This is a genomic window from Bacterioplanoides sp. (assembly GCF_965226395.1).
Taxonomy (GTDB): Bacteria; Pseudomonadota; Gammaproteobacteria; order Pseudomonadales; family Oceanobacteraceae; genus Bacterioplanoides.
This window is the reverse complement of record NZ_OZ245358.1, coordinates 1,029,747-1,047,376: the sequence shown is the minus strand read 5'-3', so window position 1 is coordinate 1,047,376 and position 17,630 is coordinate 1,029,747. Positions and strand designations below refer to the sequence as shown.

The 17,630-nt window shown below is 50.2% G+C and carries 16 protein-coding genes and 1 tRNA gene; 14 read left to right on the top strand and 3 right to left on the bottom strand.

Annotation, left to right across the window (positions count from 1 at the left end; translation table 11 throughout):
• Nucleotides 1-171: 171 nt before the first annotated feature.
• Nucleotides 172-477, bottom strand: coding sequence for a ribosome assembly RNA-binding protein YhbY (gene yhbY / locus ACO05E_RS04765; RefSeq protein WP_255858815.1), 306 nt, complete (start codon nucleotides 475-477; stop codon nucleotides 172-174).
• 96 nt (nucleotides 478-573) lie between these two features.
• On the opposite strand from yhbY, the gene rlmE reads away from it, so the two are divergent.
• From rlmE to pnp, 14 genes are all read left to right on the top strand, one after another.
• Nucleotides 574-1,203 carry a 23S rRNA (uridine(2552)-2'-O)-methyltransferase RlmE gene (rlmE, locus tag ACO05E_RS04760; protein WP_419811842.1) on the top strand — a complete coding sequence of 210 codons (630 nt, stop codon included), beginning with the start codon at nucleotides 574-576 and terminating at the stop codon, nucleotides 1,201-1,203.
• 105 nt (nucleotides 1,204-1,308) lie between these two features.
• Entirely contained in the window at nucleotides 1,309-3,234 is a 1,926-nt protein-coding gene (gene ftsH / locus ACO05E_RS04755) for an ATP-dependent zinc metalloprotease FtsH (protein WP_419811841.1), read from the top strand.
• 156 nt (nucleotides 3,235-3,390) lie between these two features.
• Nucleotides 3,391-4,260, top strand: a complete 870-nt coding sequence (gene folP, locus ACO05E_RS04750) for a dihydropteroate synthase (protein ID WP_419811840.1) — start codon at nucleotides 3,391-3,393, stop codon at nucleotides 4,258-4,260.
• Nucleotides 4,261-4,295: 35 nt separating this feature from the next.
• The gene (gene glmM / locus ACO05E_RS04745) at nucleotides 4,296-5,630 is read left to right on the top strand and encodes a phosphoglucosamine mutase (RefSeq protein ID WP_419811839.1); all 1,335 of its coding nucleotides are present in this window, start codon (nucleotides 4,296-4,298) and stop codon (nucleotides 5,628-5,630) included.
• Between the two features lie 111 nt (nucleotides 5,631-5,741).
• Nucleotides 5,742-6,482, top strand: coding sequence for a triose-phosphate isomerase (tpiA, locus tag ACO05E_RS04740; RefSeq protein WP_419811838.1), 741 nt, complete (start codon nucleotides 5,742-5,744; stop codon nucleotides 6,480-6,482).
• Nucleotides 6,483-6,489: 7 nt separating this feature from the next.
• Nucleotides 6,490-6,894 carry a preprotein translocase subunit SecG gene (secG, locus tag ACO05E_RS04735; protein ID WP_419811837.1) on the top strand — a complete coding sequence of 135 codons (405 nt, stop codon included), beginning with the start codon at nucleotides 6,490-6,492 and terminating at the stop codon, nucleotides 6,892-6,894.
• Between the two features lie 16 nt (nucleotides 6,895-6,910).
• Nucleotides 6,911-6,996, top strand: a tRNA-Leu gene (locus ACO05E_RS04730).
• A 322-nt stretch (nucleotides 6,997-7,318) separates the two neighbouring features.
• A complete protein-coding gene (rimP, locus tag ACO05E_RS04725; protein ID WP_255858825.1) occupies nucleotides 7,319-7,777 on the top strand; it encodes a ribosome maturation factor RimP in 459 nt (152 codons plus the stop codon).
• Nucleotides 7,778-7,798: 21 nt separating this feature from the next.
• Nucleotides 7,799-9,295 (top strand): transcription termination factor NusA, encoded by a 1,497-nt coding sequence (nusA, locus tag ACO05E_RS04720; protein WP_419811836.1) that lies wholly within the window; start codon nucleotides 7,799-7,801, stop codon nucleotides 9,293-9,295.
• Nucleotides 9,296-9,321: 26 nt separating this feature from the next.
• Nucleotides 9,322-12,078 carry a translation initiation factor IF-2 gene (gene infB, locus ACO05E_RS04715; protein ID WP_419811835.1) on the top strand — a complete coding sequence of 919 codons (2,757 nt, stop codon included), beginning with the start codon at nucleotides 9,322-9,324 and terminating at the stop codon, nucleotides 12,076-12,078.
• A gap of 93 nt (nucleotides 12,079-12,171) precedes the next feature.
• On the top strand, nucleotides 12,172-12,561 hold the full coding sequence (gene rbfA, locus ACO05E_RS04710) for a 30S ribosome-binding factor RbfA (RefSeq protein WP_419811834.1): 390 nt from the start codon (nucleotides 12,172-12,174) through the stop codon (nucleotides 12,559-12,561).
• A gap of 24 nt (nucleotides 12,562-12,585) precedes the next feature.
• Nucleotides 12,586-13,554 (top strand): tRNA pseudouridine(55) synthase TruB, encoded by a 969-nt coding sequence (gene truB / locus ACO05E_RS04705; protein WP_419811833.1) that lies wholly within the window; start codon nucleotides 12,586-12,588, stop codon nucleotides 13,552-13,554.
• 71 nt (nucleotides 13,555-13,625) lie between these two features.
• Nucleotides 13,626-13,895 (top strand): 30S ribosomal protein S15, encoded by a 270-nt coding sequence (gene rpsO, locus ACO05E_RS04700; RefSeq protein ID WP_419811832.1) that lies wholly within the window; start codon nucleotides 13,626-13,628, stop codon nucleotides 13,893-13,895.
• Between the two features lie 272 nt (nucleotides 13,896-14,167).
• Nucleotides 14,168-16,270: a polyribonucleotide nucleotidyltransferase gene (gene pnp, locus ACO05E_RS04695; protein ID WP_419811831.1), complete on the top strand. Its 2,103-nt coding sequence runs from the start codon at nucleotides 14,168-14,170 to the stop codon at nucleotides 16,268-16,270.
• A 223-nt stretch (nucleotides 16,271-16,493) separates the two neighbouring features.
• Here pnp and ACO05E_RS04690 read toward each other — a convergent pair whose 3' ends face one another.
• Both ACO05E_RS04690 and ACO05E_RS04685 read right to left on the bottom strand, forming a co-directional pair.
• Complete coding sequence (locus ACO05E_RS04690) at nucleotides 16,494-16,793, bottom strand: hypothetical protein (protein ID WP_419811830.1); 300 nt, start codon at nucleotides 16,791-16,793, stop codon at nucleotides 16,494-16,496.
• 116 nt (nucleotides 16,794-16,909) lie between these two features.
• Nucleotides 16,910-17,608, bottom strand: coding sequence for a phosphatase PAP2 family protein (locus ACO05E_RS04685; protein WP_419811829.1), 699 nt, complete (start codon nucleotides 17,606-17,608; stop codon nucleotides 16,910-16,912).
• Nucleotides 17,609-17,630: the final 22 nt, after the last annotated feature.

The window sequence follows — 17,630 nt, the reverse complement described above, 5'->3', positions numbered from 1 at the left end:
CAAATCAAAGGTAATTAATTTATCACTAAATACGGCGGAGATTAGTGTGCTGCGGTCAATTATGTTGTGTTTGGGAGTAAAGAGGTGTGGTGATAAGTATGGGAAATAAGAGTGGTATGGCTTCAGCCCTGAGAGAAGCAGAGCTGAAGGACGCCTTATCAGAGCATCAGATCAAGGGCGTTGCAGGTTGGAAAGCTTAGGATTCGCCTTCGGATTCTTACGCAGCAATAACGCAACCTTACCAATTTGCTGCACTAGCTCAGCACCGCTCAGCTTCACAAGTTCAGCGATAACCGCGTGTTTTACTTCGCGGTCGGCCACGGCGATTTTGACTTTAATCAGCTCGTGATCGTCGAGCGCGCGGTTCAGCTCTTCCATCACGCCTTCGGTGATGCCATTGCCAGCTACCGTCACAACCGGGTTCAGGTTATGACCAATAGAGCGGTATGCTTTTTTCTGTTCGTTTGATAATGCCATAAAGCTTCTGTTTCAGTGCGATGTTAGAATCGCCTTATTAAATGAAATAAGGCGTGATTAACGCTTAGTATACCCGACCTTGGAGTAAAACCCCCTATGTCACGTTCGACGCGTTCAAAAACCAGTGCTAACTGGCTGAAAGAACATGTAGACGATATGTATGTGCAGATGGCACAGCAGGATGGCTATCGAACCCGCGCCAGCTACAAACTGCTGGAGCTGGATGAGAAAGACCAGTTATTAAAGCCGGGCAGTACGGTACTGGATCTGGGCTCAGCCCCGGGTGGCTGGTCCCAGGTAGTGGCAAACAAGCTGAATGGTAACGGTGTGGTGATCGCCTCCGATATCCTGCCGATGGATAATATTGCCGATGTTACCTTTATTCAGGGTGACTTTACCGAAGATGCAGTATTTGAAGAAATTATGGCCGTGGTTGATGGTCGCCCGGTAGACCTTGTAATTTCAGATATGGCCCCCAATATGTCTGGTATGTCCTCTATCGATCAACCGGGTGCGATGTATCTGGTGGAACTGGCGCTGGATATGGCGCGTCAGACTCTGAAAGCCAATGGCAACTTTGTCGCCAAGGTGTTTCAGGGCGAAGGGTTTGATGAATACCTGGCCGACGTGCGTCAGTCCTTTAGTAAGGTACTGATTCGTAAGCCTAAAGCCTCGCGTGCACGTTCTCGTGAAGTTTATATTGTTGGCAAAGGTTTTCGTGCTTAGTGATTGCTTGCTAAGCTAGGAACAGGATCAAAATTCAACACACTCAGATCTGCGTACAGAACTCAAAGAACGCGCGGCTCTGCTGAGTTAAGAGGTATGCCACTCATGGCAAAAAATTTCGTATTGTGGGCCGTTATCGCCGCTGTTCTGATGATGGTGTTTAACAACTTTCAGAGCGTGGGTCGTGGCCAGGAATATTCCTATTCTCAGTTTATGACCGCAGTTCAGAATGGTCAGGTCGAGAAAGTGACGATCTCAGGCCAGAGTATCACCGGGCGCACTACCTCCGGTGAAACCTTCGAGTCAGTATTGCCAACCTACGATGAGAAGCTGATTGATACGCTGCTGGATCATCGTGTTGAAGTTGTGGGTGAGAAGCCAGAGAAGCAAGGCTTCTTTGCTCAGCTATTATTAGCCTCGCTGCCGATCCTGATTATTATTGCCGTTTTCATGCTGTTTATGCGCCAGATGCAAGGCGGCGCTGGTGGTAAAGGCGGGCCGATGGCGTTTGGTAAAAGCAAAGCCAAGCTGCTGAGTGAAGACCAGATTAAAACCACGTTTGCAGATGTTGCCGGGTGTGATGAAGCCAAAGAAGACGTAAAAGAGCTGGTCGACTTCCTGAGTGATCCAAGTAAATACCAGCGTCTGGGCGGCAATATCCCGCGTGGTGTGCTGATGGTAGGCCAACCGGGTACCGGTAAAACCCTGTTAGCCAAGGCCATTGCCGGTGAAGCACGAGTGCCGTTCTTCTCAATCTCCGGTTCTGACTTTGTTGAAATGTTTGTGGGTGTGGGTGCGTCCCGTGTGCGTGACATGTTCGAACAAGCCAAGAAACAAGCGCCTTGTATTATCTTTATCGACGAAATTGATGCCGTTGGCCGTTCTCGTGGCGTTGGCATTGGCGGCGGTAATGACGAGCGTGAACAAACCTTGAACCAATTGCTGGTCGAGATGGATGGCTTTGAAGGTAACGACGGCATTATCGTAATTGCTGCGACAAACCGTCCGGACGTATTAGACCCTGCACTGCTGCGTCCTGGTCGTTTTGACCGTCAGGTAACGGTAGGCCTACCGGATATTCGTGGTCGTGAGCAAATTCTGCAAGTTCATATGAAGAAAGTACCATTGGCCGACGATGTTAACGCGTCGCTGATTGCTCGTGGTACACCGGGTTTCTCCGGTGCTGATCTGGCTAACCTGGTGAACGAAGCCTCTTTGTTTGCCGCGCGTGCCAATCGTAATCTGGTGACGATGGAAGAGTTCGAAAAAGCCAAGGATAAAATCCTGATGGGCGCCGAGCGTAAAACCATGGTGATGTCGGAAGCAGAAAAAACCAATACTGCCTATCATGAAGCCGGTCACGCCATTGTTGGTCGTATTGTTCCTGAACACGACCCGGTTTATAAAGTATCGATTATTCCGCGTGGCCGTGCCTTGGGTGTGACCATGTTCCTGCCGGAAGAAGATCGTCATTCCATCAGTAAGCGTGGTATCGAGAGTAATATTTGCTCGCTGTATGGCGGCCGTATTGCTGAAGAGATGACGTTGGGTAAAGACGGTGTGACAACCGGTGCATCGAATGATATCGAACGTGCCACCAAATATGCCCGTAATTATGTTACCAAGTGGGGCTTATCCGATAAGTTAGGTGCGCAGTTGTACTCTGAAGAAGAACAGCAAAGTTACCTGGGCAGTTCCGGTGGTGGTCAGTTGTCTCATCTGTCGGATGAAACGGCTCGTACCATTGATGCCGAAGTGAAAGGTCTTTTGGATCGTTGTTACGATCGTGCGACTCAGATTCTGGAAGACAACCGCGATAAGCTGGAGTTGATGAAAGACGCGTTAATGGAATATGAAACCATTGATACCGAGCAGATCGACGACATTATGGCGGGCAAAAAGCCGCGTCCACCTAAGTCATGGAACAATAATGGCTCGGGTCCGGCGGCTCCGGCAGCAGAAAGTCGCGATATGGCGAAAGACGATGGTGATGATTCTGTTGGTGATGTGGCGGGCGAGCAAAATACCTGATTTTCATCATCATTTATAAAAAGGCGGCTTGGCCGCCTTTTTTATTTTTTGTACTTACATGATCGTGATGCGTTGTTTTTTCAAAGCAGCAACAGGATGTTGCGGTAGCTCGGTAAGGCCAAGGATGGCCTTTCGGAGCGGCGGCTGAAAAAAGCAATGCATCATGATCGTGGTGTTAACGGTTATAAAAGCGTGATTTTACAATGCGGCCAGCGTTCGCTGGATTTATCCCAAGCCCAGGTGATGGGTATTCTGAATGTGACTCCGGATTCCTTCTCGGATGGCGGTCGTTTTAATTCATTAGATGCAGCCTTGAAGCAGGCTGAGCAAATGATGCGGGACGGTGCTGCCATTATTGATATCGGTGGCGAATCAACCCGCCCAGGCGCGGAGCCGGTGACTCTGCAACAAGAGCTGGATCGTGTGATTCCGGTGGTGGAAGCCATAGCAATTGAGCTGGATGTCGTGATCTCGGTGGACACCAGTACCGCAGAAGTCATTCGACAGGCCAGTACGGCCGGAGCGCATTTAATTAATGACGTACGTGCGCTGCAACGCGATGGAGCATTACAGGCAGCGGCTGAATCTGGCCTGCCCGTGTGTCTGATGCATATGCAGGGTGACCCAAAAACCATGCAGAATGATCCAGATTATGGCGATGTGGTTGAGGATGTGAAAAACTTCCTTGCTGATCGTATTCAGGCATGCGAAAACGCCGGTATTCAGAGAAACTCTATTTTGCTGGATCCGGGTTTTGGATTTGGTAAAACCTACGAGCATAATTTTCAGTTGTTAAATCGTCTGGATGCACTGGAGTCGCTCGGTTTGCCTTTGCTGGTGGGATTGTCGCGAAAGCGTATGATTGGTACCGCAACTGGTTGTGAACAAGCGGATCAGCGAGTGTCCGGTAGTGTTTCCGGGGCGGTGATTGGTGCGATGAAAGGCGCGCGAATTTTGCGTGTACATGATGTAAAACCGACGGCTGAAGCTTTGGCGGTCGTTAATGCCTGCTTAGCTGCGTGCTGAAAAATAGCGGGTTAAAAAATAAAGAAGGAAGACGGATGTCGAGAAAATATTTCGGAACCGATGGTATTCGTGGTGAGGTTGGTCAGTTCCCAATTACTCCAGAATTTGTGATGAAGCTGGGTTGGGCCGCCGGTAAGGTGTTTGCCGAGCAAGGCAAAAAAACCATTCTGATTGGTAAAGACACTCGAATCTCAGGCTATATGTTTGAATCTGCACTGGAGGCGGGTTTATCAGCCGCGGGCGTCAACAGTGGTTTATTAGGGCCGATGCCAACGCCGGGGATTGCCTATCTGACCCGTACCTTTTATGCCGATGCTGGTATTGTGATCAGTGCATCGCACAATCCATACCACGATAACGGCATTAAGTTTTTCTCTGGCCAGGGCACCAAACTGGATGATGAGATCGAGGCTGAGATCGAAAGGCACCTTGATTTACCAATGACTACGGTACCATCTGATCAGTTAGGCAAAGCTTTTCGTATCGGTGACGCCGCCGGCCGTTATATCGAATTCTGCAAAAGCACGGTGCGCCGTTTGCGCTTAAAAGGGCTGCGCATTGTGCTGGATTGTGCCCATGGTGCCACCTATCAGATTGCCCCTGCGGTATTCCGTGAGCTGGGTGCTGAAATGGTGGTGATGGGCGCCGAGCCGGATGGTTTAAATATCAACAAAGAAGTGGGTTCAACATCACCAAAGGCACTGCAGAAAAAAGTGATGGAAACCCGTGCTGATCTGGGCATTGCCTTCGACGGTGACGGTGACCGGGTTGCCATGGTGGATAAGAACGGCGATGTGGTTGATGGTGATGAGCTGTTATTTATTATGGCCATTCACGCTCAGCAGCGTGGCCGCTTAGGTGGTGGTGTTGTCGGTACTCTGATGTCCAATTTAGGGCTGGAGCTGGCATTAAAAGAGAAAGGGATTGGCTTTTCACGCGCCAAAGTTGGCGATCGTTATGTGATGCAGCAGCTCAAAGAGCATGAATGGCGTTTTGGTGGTGAATCATCCGGGCATTTATTATGCCTCGACTCCACCACCACTGGTGACGGCATTGTGTCGGCTTTACAGGTGATGATGGCATTGCAGGATTTCGAGCAGCCACTGCATGAACTGAAGCGTGGCATGGTGAAATGTCCACAAACCATGATTAATGTGCGCCGTAATAAAGACATCGATGTCAATGCCGACGAAACCGTCCAGGCAGCTGTGGCTGAGGTGGAGAACACGCTAGCTGGCCGTGGTCGTGTTCTGCTACGGCCATCCGGTACCGAGCCGGTTGTTCGCGTTATGGTGGAAGGTGAAAATGCAGCGCAGGTTGCTGAATTAACTCAGCAGCTGGCGGATGTGGTGGAAAAAGCACTGGCTTAATTGCTTGTCAGGCTGTTATTGATCAATCAGAAGCGGCTGTTTCGGCCGCTTCTCTTGTTTCATTCCCCCTTCTTAGATAGTATCTGCGCTCTTTGAATTTTGAGAAATTTCATGCGTCGATTATTAGTCGCCGGAAACTGGAAGATGAATGCTTCCACTGACATGGCGAAAGCTTTGTTATCCGATATTTTGGCTGCTGATGTACAGCATTGTGATGTTGCCGTTTTTCCCCCGTTCCCGTATCTGGCAGTCGCTGCTGATACGTTATCGGACTCGGCTATTCAGTTTGGTGCGCAGAACTGTTCGACGGCTGAAGCCGGAGCCTATACAGGTGAGGTTTCGGTTGGCATGTTGCAGGATATGGGCTGTGGCATGGTGCTGATCGGGCACTCAGAACGTCGTAGTTTGTTTCATGAAACCGATGCTGCTGTGCTGGCAAAAACCGAGCGGGTGCTGATTGCTGGCATGACCGCCGTTGTTTGTGTTGGTGAAACCCTGGAGCAGCGACAGTCCGGCCATGCTGAACTGATTGTTAAGCAACAATTATCGGCTCTGTTGCACCAGTTGACGGAAGCTCAGTGGGGTCAGGTTGTGATTGCCTATGAACCCGTCTGGGCGATTGGCACCGGTGAAACGGCAACGCCGGAACAAGCACAACAGATGCATGCTTTTATTCGTTCGTTGCTGGCCAGTGTTAGCCAAAAAGTAGCGGATGAAACCCGGGTTTTATACGGTGGCAGTGTGAAAGCTGCGAATGCCGCTGAGTTATTTGCTCAGGCGGATATTGATGGTGGTCTGATTGGCGGTGCATCGCTGACGGCTGAAGAGTTTTTAGGAATCTGTCGTTCATAGGTTGAATATGGAACAAATTATTTTAATCGCTCACATTCTGTTTGCGTTAGGCATTATTGGCTTTGTGATGATGCAACAGGGTAAAGGTGCGGATGCAGGCGCATCGTTTGGTAGTGGTGCCTCACAAACCGTATTTGGTAGTCAGGGTTCTGGTAATTTCCTGAGTCGTTCGACAGCGATTCTGGCCACTCTGTTCTTTATTACCAGTCTTGGACTGGCCGTTGTTGCTAAGCAAAAAGCGGTTGGTGCTACTGATTTGGGTATTCCGAGCCAGGAAGTGATTGAAAAGCTTGAGAATGATACCCCGGTTGTGGAAGAATACGCGCCGATTTCCGATGCGCCTGTTTTAGGTGAACCTGAGCTGGACGCATCTGTATCAGACGAACCGGTTATTGATCAGGCTGATCAATAAGTTCGACTGATTATCTGCGGATATGGTGGAATTGGTAGACACGCCATCTTGAGGGGGTGGTGAGCTATGCTCGTGCGAGTTCAAGTCTCGCTATCCGCACCAACCTGATTTACCGGCAAGGTAAAGCGATAAAAAGCGAACAGGGTTCGCTTTTTATCGTTGAAGCACCTATAATGCGCGTGCTTTTTACAGATACTTGCCTAAAAGCCCCTCACGTCAGGGGCTTTTTCGTACTTGATGCTCAGGTTTTTGGCGCTAGGTCGCGGCAAAATACGAGTGTGAGGCGGTAAGTTCTCGTCGGGTCGAACGTGATCAACTGATCAAAACGTTGACGACCGGACTTTTATGGACTGGGCATTAATGCCCAGTTTTTGTTTGTATTCCAGCCATCAAACGGCGGAATAACGTTTACATAGGTGATTGTTTGGCTAAAGACACTCAGTTAACCGAAATGCTGGCACCCATCGTTGAATCCATGGGGTTCATCTTCTGGGGACTGGAATACTCTGCTCAGGGTAAGCATACCCTGCTGCGTATTTTTATTGATCACGATGACGGCATTACAGTGGATCACTGTGCTGCGGTCAGCCGCCAGCTCAGCAGTGTGCTGGACGTAGAAGATCCGATTTCTCAGGATTACACCTTAGAAGTGTCATCACCGGGAATGGATCGACCATTGTTCACCCTCGAACAGTTTCAGCGTTATGCCAATCATATTATTGAATTGCGCTTACGCATGCCGTTTGACGGGCGTCGTAAATTTAAGGGCCAACTGATTGGTGTTGAGCAGGAAGATATTGTGCTGTTTGTCGACGGTCATGAATATCTGCTGCCGATTGAGCTGATTGAGAAGGCGAATGTTGTTCCACAATTCAAGGACTAAGGTACAGAGCGAGGCTAGAAGATGAGCAAAGAAATTCTCCTGGTCGCGGAAGCGGTATCCAACGAAAAAGGCGTTTCAAAAGAAATTATTTTTGAAGCCATCGAGTCTGCGCTGGCAGCAGCTGCTAAAAAGCGTTACGAAGACGAAGAAGCCACCATTCGCGTAGATATCGACCGCAGAACCGGCGATTACGAAACTTTCCGCAGCTGGTTAGTTGTCAGCAACGATGTTGTACCTGGTTTGGGTGACGAACTGACGCTGGAAGAAGCCCACGAGATTGATACCAATCTGCAACCGGGTGACACCTACGAAACTCAGATCGAAAACCCGGATTTTGGTCGTATTGCAGCGCAAGCGGCAAAACAGATCATTGTTCAGAAAGTACGCGAAGCTGAGCGTGCGCAGATTGTTGAACAATACGAAGACCGTGTTGGTGAACTGATCAGCGGAACCGTGAAAAAAGTGACCCGTGACAACGTCATTGTTGACCTGGGTAACAACGCGGAAGGCCTGATGCCAAAAGATCAGCTGATTGGCCGTGAGATCCTGCGTATGGGTGATCGCGTACGTGCCATCCTGTTTGATATCCGCCCGGAAAACCGTGGTCCACAGCTGATGCTGAGCCGTACCATCTCCGACATGATGGTCGAGCTGTTCCGCATCGAAGTACCTGAAATCGCTGAAGAAGTGATTGAGATCAAAGGTGCTGCTCGTGATCCGGGTTCTCGTGCCAAAATTGCGGTAAAAACCAACGATAAGCGTATCGATCCGGTTGGTGCTTGTGTGGGTATGCGCGGTGCGCGTGTTCAGGCAGTGACCAATGAACTGGGCGGTAACGAGCGCATTGATATTGTGTTGTGGGATGACAACCCGGCACAGCTGGTTATCAATGCCATGGCACCAGCGGAAGTGGCTTCCATCATTATGGATGAAGAAACCAACTCCATGGACGTTGCCGTACTGGAAGATAACCTGGCGCAAGCCATTGGTCGTGGTGGTCAGAATGTGCGCTTAGCGTCTGAGCTGACCGGCTGGGAAATCAACGTGATGACCGAGCAGGAAGCCGCTGAGAAGCAGGACGAAGAAGCCTCTGCTTATATCACCACCTTTATGGATTCTCTGGATATTGATGAAGACTTCGCCCTGCTGTTGGTAGAAGAAGGCTTCACTTCTCTGGAAGAAATCGCCTACGTGCCAATGGAAGAGATGCTGGCGATTGAAGGTCTGGACGAAGAAGTCGTTAACGAGCTGCGTAACCGCGCCAAAGACGTGCTGCTGACTCAGGCCATTGCTTCTGAAGAACAACTGGAAGCAGCACAGCCGGCGGAAGATCTGCTGGCAATGGACGGTATGGATAAGCACCTGGCATTGGTGCTGGCCAGCAAAGGTATTTGTACGATGGAGGATCTCGCCGAGCAAGCCATCGATGATCTGCTGGATGTTGAAGACATGACCGAAGAAAAAGCGGCTGAACTCATTATGACAGCCCGTAAGCCTTGGTTTGAGGCGAACGATTAATTCCCCGCTCGGCATAGGAGAAACGTATGGCAGATGTAACAGTTAAAGAACTCGCCGACGTGGTTAATACCGACGTTGATCGACTGCTGTCACAAATGAAAGAAGCCGGTTTGCCACAAACCGCTTCGGCTGATGCAGTGTCTGATGAACAAAAGCAAACACTGCTGGCCTTTTTAAAGACCAGTCACGGTGAGTCCGCGGAAGCGCCGAAGAAAATTACCCTGAAGCGTAAAGCAACCACGACGCTGAGCGCTGGTGCGGGCGGCAAAAAATCGGTGAACGTTGAAGTGCGTAAAAAGCGTACTTACGTGAAACGTGATGAAACCGAGCTGGCGGCTGAAAAAGCCCGCTTAGAAGCAAAAGCAGAAGCTGAAAACGCGGCTGCAGAAGAAGCGGCGCGTGCTGCCGAAGCGGCACAGGCAAAAGCAGCAGCTGAGGCAGAACAGGCAGCTGAGAAAGCTCAGGCTGAAAAACCAGCAGCTGAAGTAAAAGTGGCTAAGAAGCCGGAGCCTAAGGTGAAGAAAGAAGCGCCAAAAGCGCCTCAGATGCCTAAAGCGACCGCCACCGCTAAACCAACCGCTCGCGTTGTTGCGAAGAAGGTAGAAGAGAAGAAGCCAACGGCGACTCTGAAACCGAAGGTTGAAGCGAAGCCGAAAGTGGATGCCAAGCCAAAAGCAACGGCAAAACCAAAAGTTAAAGTAACGCAAAACGACGAACGTCGTGCGAAGCCAAGTAAGCCGGTTGCTAAAGTACGTCAAAAGCCAGCAGATGATGCGGCGCAAAAACGTGCAGAAGCAGAAGCGGTTCAGGCGCGTCAGGACGATAGCGGCCGTAAGCGTGGTAAAGGTGGCGATCGTCGTAGCGACGGTGATCGTGATAAGCGTTTTGTTGATGGTTCTGAACAGGATCGTAACGGTGGTCGTAAAGGTCGCGGTAAGGTTAAGCTGAAAGGCGCTGCGCGTCGTCAGCAAAACCAGGCGGCTAACGCCAATAACGAACACGGCTTCAGCAAGCCAACGGCTCCGGTAATCAAAGAAGTTGAATTACCAGAAGCCATCACTGTTGGTGATCTGGCGCAGAAACTGGCGGTTAAAGCCGGTGAAGTGATCAAAGAACTGATGAAGCTGGGTGTGATGGCGACCATCAACCAGACGCTGGACCAGGATACTGCCACTCTGGTGGTTGAAGAAATGGGCCACAAGGTTTCTAAGCTGATCTCTGACAATGAGTTAGAAGAAGCAGTCACTGAGTCTGTATCTTACGAAGGTGAGCAAACCACTCGTGCACCGGTTGTTACCGTGATGGGTCACGTTGACCACGGTAAAACCTCGCTGCTGGATTACATCCGTAAATCCCGTGTTGTTTCTGGCGAAGCCGGTGGTATTACCCAGCACATTGGCGCTTACCACGTAGATACTGATCACGGCATGGTGTCCTTCCTGGATACCCCTGGACACGCGGCGTTTACCTCAATGCGTGCCCGTGGTGCTCAATCGACTGACGTTGTGATTCTGGTGGTTGCCGCAGACGATGGTGTGATGCCTCAGACTGAAGAAGCGGTACAACACGCTAAGGCGGCGGGTGTTCCAATCGTTGTTGCAATCAACAAGATGGATAAAGAAGCGGCTGACCCGGATCGTGCTAAGAACGAACTGGCTGCACGTGACGTTATCCCGGAAGACTGGGGTGGTGATGTGCCATTCGTACCGGTTTCTGCCCACACAGGTCAGGGCATCGACGAGCTGTTAGAAGCGGTTATCCTGCAAGCTGAGCTGCTGGAGCTGAAAGCTCACTTCGACGGCCCGGGTCAGGGTGTGGTGGTTGAGTCACGTCTGGATAAAGGTCGTGGCCCGGTTGCTACGCTGCTGGTTCAGAACGGTACCCTGAAAAAAGGCGATATCGTACTGGCCGGTACTTATTACGGTCGTGCGCGTGCACTGCTGGATGAGAACGGTAAGCCAACGGACGAAGCAGGCCCGTCTATCCCGGTAGAAATCCTGGGTCTGGGCGGTACGCCTGACGCCGGTGACGTATTCATGGTTGTTGAAAGCGAGAAGAAAGCCCGTGAAGTAGCTGAGTTCCGTGAAGCCAAGCTGAAAGAACAAATTCAGCAGCGTCAGCAGAAAGCCAAGCTGGATGCGCTGTTCGCAGGTATGCAGGAAGGTGAACAGGCTAACCTGAACATCATTCTGAAGACCGACGTTCGTGGTTCTCTGGAAGCCATTGCCGCTTCTCTGGAGAAACTGGCGACCGACGAAGTGAAAGTAACCATCGTATCTTCGGGTGTGGGTGGTATTACTGAAACTGACGCCACCCTGGCGGTTGCTTCTGGTGCGGTGATGTTCGGCTTTAACGTGCGTGCGGATAACGCGGCGAAGAAAGTGGTCGAAGCCAACGAAGTCGATATGCGTTACTACAGCGTGATCTACGATCTGCTGGATGATGTGAAGCAAGCGATGAGTGGTCTGCTGGCTCCAGAACTGCGTGAAGAAATCGTCGGTATTGCTGAAGTACGTGACGTCTTTAACTCACCAAAATTCGGCCAGATTGCTGGTTGTATGGTGGTTGACGGCACAATCTACCGCAATAAGAAGATCCGTGTACTGCGTGAGAACGTAGTGATTTACGAAGGTGAACTGGAATCTCTGCGTCGCTTTAAAGATGACGTACAGGATGTTCGCCAGGGTATGGAATGTGGTATCGGTGTTAAGAACTATCAGGATGTTCGCCCTGGCGATCAGATTGAGGTGTTCGATGTGCGTGAAATTGCACGATCACTGTAAACCGGCTTCTAAGCCTATCAGTGCCTGATGGCACAACTCAAAGCCCGGTCTGTTTTCAGACTGGGCTTTGCTGCTTCTGAAAGAGAATAAAACATGCCAAAAGATTACAGCCGTACGTCACGACTGGGTGAACAAATCCAGCGTGATCTGGCACAAATGATTCAGTTTGAAATGAAAGACCCACGCCTGGGTATGGTGACGTTAAACCAGGTAAAGGTGGCTAAAGATTTGGGCTACGCCGATATCTACTTCACCGTAATGGGTGCAAAAGGTGAAACGGATGAGCAAATCCGTGAACAAACCGAAAGTATCCTGAATGATGCTGCTGGTTACCTGCGCTCTGAGCTGGCACGCTCCATGACCACGCGTATCACACCGCAGTTACGCTTCCATTATGACGAAACGTTAGAACGTGGCCATCACCTGACCGGCCTGATCAAGCAGGCTCGTCAGTCTGATTCGGATCAGTCGGAACAAGATTAATCGTCGTGGGATAGAAGAAAAACCGTGGGACGTAATAAAAAAGGCCGCCCAGTCAGCGGCATTCTGGTGTTGAACAAACCGCTGGGGTTAAGTTCGAATCAGGTTTTGCAAAAAGTGAAGTGGTTGTTCCAGGCGCAAAAAGCCGGTCATACCGGAGCGTTAGACCCGCAAGCCAGCGGTGTTCTACCGATTTGCCTTGGGGAGGCAACCAAGTTTTCGCAGTTATTGCTGGATTCCGATAAGGGTTACGACACCACGGCCAAGCTAGGGGAAATTCGTTCGACCGGTGATGCTGAAGGCGAAGTCATCAAAACCGCAGATGTTCCTGAGTTATCAGGCGAGCAGGTTGAAGATGTACTGAAAAACTTTTGCGGTGACGTGGTTCAGGTACCGCCGATGTTTTCGGCGCTGAAACTGGATGGCAAGCCGCTCTATGAACTCGCCCGTAACGGTATGACGGCGGAAGAAGCTCAGGCCATTGCTGAGAAAAAACGCCGTACCATCCAGATTCACCAACTCACCCTGACCGATCAGCGCCCTGATGAACTGGATCTGTCGGTGCGTTGTTCTAAAGGCACCTATATTCGAACTCTGGTAGAAGACATCGGTAATGAGATTGGTTCGGGTGCTTATGTTTCCATGTTGCATCGTACTCATTCAGGGCCGTATCACTCTGCCCAGATGATTACGTTGGAAGAGCTGGAAGCCCTGGCGCAAGAGGGTGGAACCGAAGCGTTAGACAAATTATTACTGCCGCCTGAGACCGCCTTGCCGGATAGCTGGCCGGTTATTGAGCTGAGTCGTGTTGAAGCAGAAAAGATCCTGCAAGGGCAAGCCGTCAGTACTGGCTTAAGCGAAGCACCTTCTGTACAATTATGGGCCGCTGAATCCGGGCGAAAGCAGTTGATTGGTATTGGCCGTATCGAACGCGGTGGCATTCGGCCACAACGTTTGTTGCAGGTAAACCTGTTAGCTGACGGATACGCCACATAAGTGGCAGCATCCCACTGTTAATGTGCACGGTGGTGATGTCTTTAAATGCACATTCATTGGAGTATATACAGATGGCATTATCTGCTGAAAAGAAAGCTGAGATTGTAAACGAGTACAAAACTGCTGAAGGCGACACTGGTTCTCCTGAAGTACAAGTTGCTCTGCTGACCTTCAACATCAACGATCTGCAAGGTCACTTCAAAACTCACGCTAAAGATCACCACTCTCGTCGTGGTCTGATCCGCATGGTTAACCAGCGTCGTAAGCTGCTGGACTACCTGAAGCGTAAAGATGCAAACCGTTACTTAGAGCTGATCAAGCGTCTGGGTCTGCGTCGCTAAGATCTCGCTTTACAACAAAAGCCCTCCGGGGCTTTTGTTGTTTTAGCTAAATGGATTTTTGTCTGTATAACGGACTTTAAACTGTTCAGTTCCTGAACAACTGTGGTGCCAACCCCATTTGATCATTTTGGCGATCAGTGGTGGTGCTTCTAACCATTCGCCTTTCCGCTTTGTTCTGCAGAGTGAAGCCCCGAAGGGTTAATGCTTAGAAGCACCGGCAGTCGGAACTGGTAAATATATTTAACTCTTTATAGAAATAAGGGAAATTTTGCATGAGCACTAAACCAGTTGCTTTAACCAAAACCTTCGAATTTGGTGGCGAAACCGTCACTTTAGAAACCGGCCGTATCGCTCGTCAGGCTGACGGCGCTGTACTGGCAACTATCGGTAAAACTCAGGTGCTGGCAACCGTGGTTGCGGCCAAGAGCACTAAGCCGGGTCAGGACTTCTTCCCGCTGTCTGTTCACTACCAGGAAAAAATGTACGCCGCTGGCCGTATCCCGGGTGGTTACCTGAAGCGTGAAGGTCGTCCTTCTGAAAAAGAAACGCTGACTTCTCGTCTGATCGACCGTCCGATTCGTCCACTGTTCCCGAACGGTTTCATGAACGAAGTTCAGGTTATCCAAACCGTTGTTGCGTCTGAAAAAGACGTGGATCCGGATATCTGTGCCATGATCGCAACCTCTGCGGCGCTGAGCATTTCTGGTATTCCGTTTAACGGCCCTATCGGTGCAGCGCGTGTTGCCTTCACTGATGACAACGGCTACACCCTGAACCCAACTTACAGCCAGCTGGAAGATTCTCTGCTGGACATGGTGGTAGCGGGTACTAAAGACGCGGTTCTGATGGTTGAATCCGAAGCTGACGAACTGACCGAAGACGAAATGCTGGGTGCAGTTCTGTTCGCACACAAAGGTTTCCAGTCTGCGATCACTGCCATCAGCGAGTGGGCTGAAGAGCTGAAAGTTGAACAGTGGGATTGGCAAGCCGAAGCGCGCGACGAAGAACTGTACAACGCCGTTAAAGCTGAAGCAGCGGCTGGTATCAGCGAAGCGTACACCATCTCTGACAAGCTGGCTCGTTACGGTCGTATCGACGAAGTGAAAGCCGCAGCCGTTGAAAAACTGGCTGCTGCTGAAGGCGAAGAAGGCTACAGTGCTGACGATATCGCTGGCATGGTTGGCGAACTGAAGTACGAAGTGGTACGTCAGCGTGTTATCGACGGTCAGCCGCGTATCGACGGTCGTGACAACGAAACTGTTCGTCCTCTGACGATTGAAACTGGCTGTCTGAACACCGCTCACGGTTCTGCGATTTTCACCCGTGGTGAAACTCAGGCGATCGTTGCGACCACTCTGGGTAGTGCACGTGACGCGCAGATGGTTGATTTCCTGCACGGTATGACCACGGATCCATTCCTGTTCCACTACAACTTCCCTCCATACTCTGTTGGTGAAGCTGGCCGTATGGGCGGTGTTGGCCGTCGTGAAATTGGTCACGGTCGTCTGGCTCGTCGTGGTGTTCAGGCGATGATGCCGGATCAGGAAGAGTTCCCATACACCATCCGTGTGGTATCTGAGATCACTGAATCCAACGGTTCATCTTCTATGGCTTCCGTATGTGGTGCGTCGCTGTCTCTGATGGATGCGGGTGTTCCACTGAAAGCGCCAGTAGCTGGTATCGCCATGGGTCTGGTTAAAGAAGGTGAGAAATTCGCTGTTCTGACTGACATCCTGGGCGACGAAGATCACCTGGGCGACATGGACTTTAAAGTAGCCGGTACTGACGAAGGTATCACTGCACTGCAGATGGATATCAAAATCGAAGGTATCACCGAAGAGATCATGGAAATCGCTCTGACTCAGGCGAAAAAAGCCCGTTTCACCATTCTGGAGCAAATGAACGCGGTAATCTCTGAGCCACGTACTGAGCTGTCTGAAAACGCGCCGACCATGACCAGCATGAAGATCGATTCTGACAAGATTCGTGACGTGATTGGTAAAGGTGGTGCAACCATCCGTGATATCACCGAGAAGACTGGCGCTTCTGTGGATATCGACGACAACGGCAACATCAAGATCTTTGCATCTGATAAAGCTGGTGCGGATGCTGCTCAGAAGATGATCGAAGAAATCACAGCTGAAATCGAAGTGGGTGTAACCTACGAAGGTAAAGTCAGCAAGATCGTCGACTTCGGTGCTTTCATCACCGTACTGCCGGGCAAAGATGGCCTGCTGCACATCTCTCAGATCAGCGAAGAGCGTGTTGAAAACGTATCTGATCACCTGAGCGAAGGTCAGATGGTTAAAGTTCATGTAATGGACGTTGATCCGAAAGGTCGTGTAAAACTGACTATGAAAGGTGTTGAGCAATAAAAAACTACCTGCGTTGACACTACAGCGTTAAAAACAGACTCAATATGCTCATTTATTACTTATAAACTGCGCTATTTCGTCTGTTTTTGCCTTGTATTGTCCGCCTCGCTAACGTTTTTTAATCAAGCCTGAAACGAAAAATGCCGCTATCTTTTGGGATAGCGGCATTTTTTATGCGCGTACTTTTTATGCTTAAGCTTCTTGTTTGTTTCAAACCTCAGCTTCAGACCTCAATATTGATAAAGCGGCCTAAACGCTGTTCGCCATTTAACTGCTGGGTATTCAGAAACTGCTGAGATTCAGCGGTTTGGCCTTCTTGTTGCTGACGTTCATCAGCCAGTTGCTGGGCCTGAAATTCGATATCGGAAATATCTGCCGGAACGACTTCAATCGAGCTCACCTGACGGACTTGCTCTGGTTCTTCTCTTTGCGTATTAACCGGACGAGCGTCATTACGCAGCTCGCGAACCGGATCGCCGCGCTGGGGGTTAAGCAGGCTGTTTGAAAACGACTGAATATTCATAGCATCACAGAAGCAATGTGAGGTCTGATGACTATAGCAGTTTTAGCCGCATTTTCACGCAACTATTATACAGACCTTTTATGCCGTTCTTTTATACAGCCCTTTGCATGAGCCTATTACTCCGGCTGTACGCGGCTGTGGCCTAATAACCAATACGCCATGATTCGGCAGGTAAAATACACCACAAAGCCGGCAAATAGGGTGTCACTGAGGAAGTGCCCACCCTGAATAATACGGCTGGCGCTGCTGATAATGCCTATGCCGATACCAAACCAGAACCAGCCTCTTGAACGGAATACCCAGCCCAGTGCCATAAAAAAGAACCCCATCGCAGCATGGCCGCTGACAAAGGATTTGCAGCGTTTGGCACAGCTGTCAGATACGACAAATGCCGGGGTAAAGCCGCTGCTGCCGTTAAACTCCTGTACCTGACGCGGGCGCGGGCGTTCAAATCCTTCTTTAAAAATACCGTGCACAATCAGCCCAGGTCCCATCAGTAGCACCAACAATAAAAACAGCCAGGGTTTACGATGTTGTTTGCTGATGCCGTGACGCCAGAAGCTCAGCCCCATAATGATAAACATCAGCGGCAGTAGAAAGTGTGGCATATAGCGGAACAAGGCATAGATGGAGGTGTTAATCGGGTGATCTTTAAAGGTCCAGCTTTGTGTCGTCTGGTCGTAAAAATAACCACTGACAGCCAGGTCGATTTGTGGCCAGAGTACAAAAACAGCAGCCAGAATGATCAGGCTCAGCCAGTCTGCATGACGTTTAAGCAATGGAAGCGCATTCATAAAATATTGGTGTGACATCATCGTGTTGCGGAAAGTGGGCAGC

Coding starts and splice junctions, on each gene's coding strand:
- tpiA (WP_419811838.1), top strand. CDS start 5,742: ATGCGTCGATTATTAGTCGCCGGAAACTGGAAGATGAATGCTTCCACT.
- folP (WP_419811840.1), top strand. CDS start 3,391: ATGCATCATGATCGTGGTGTTAACGGTTATAAAAGCGTGATTTTACAA.
- rlmE (WP_419811842.1), top strand. CDS start 574: ATGTCACGTTCGACGCGTTCAAAAACCAGTGCTAACTGGCTGAAAGAA.
- rbfA (WP_419811834.1), top strand. CDS start 12,172: ATGCCAAAAGATTACAGCCGTACGTCACGACTGGGTGAACAAATCCAG.
- yhbY (WP_255858815.1), bottom strand. CDS start 477: ATGGCATTATCAAACGAACAGAAAAAAGCATACCGCTCTATTGGTCAT.
- pnp (WP_419811831.1), top strand. CDS start 14,168: ATGAGCACTAAACCAGTTGCTTTAACCAAAACCTTCGAATTTGGTGGC.
- infB (WP_419811835.1), top strand. CDS start 9,322: ATGGCAGATGTAACAGTTAAAGAACTCGCCGACGTGGTTAATACCGAC.
- ACO05E_RS04685 (WP_419811829.1), bottom strand. CDS start 17,608: ATGATGTCACACCAATATTTTATGAATGCGCTTCCATTGCTTAAACGT.
- ACO05E_RS04690 (WP_419811830.1), bottom strand. CDS start 16,793: ATGAATATTCAGTCGTTTTCAAACAGCCTGCTTAACCCCCAGCGCGGC.
- nusA (WP_419811836.1), top strand. CDS start 7,799: ATGAGCAAAGAAATTCTCCTGGTCGCGGAAGCGGTATCCAACGAAAAA.
- secG (WP_419811837.1), top strand. CDS start 6,490: ATGGAACAAATTATTTTAATCGCTCACATTCTGTTTGCGTTAGGCATT.
- glmM (WP_419811839.1), top strand. CDS start 4,296: ATGTCGAGAAAATATTTCGGAACCGATGGTATTCGTGGTGAGGTTGGT.
- ftsH (WP_419811841.1), top strand. CDS start 1,309: ATGGCAAAAAATTTCGTATTGTGGGCCGTTATCGCCGCTGTTCTGATG.
- rpsO (WP_419811832.1), top strand. CDS start 13,626: ATGGCATTATCTGCTGAAAAGAAAGCTGAGATTGTAAACGAGTACAAA.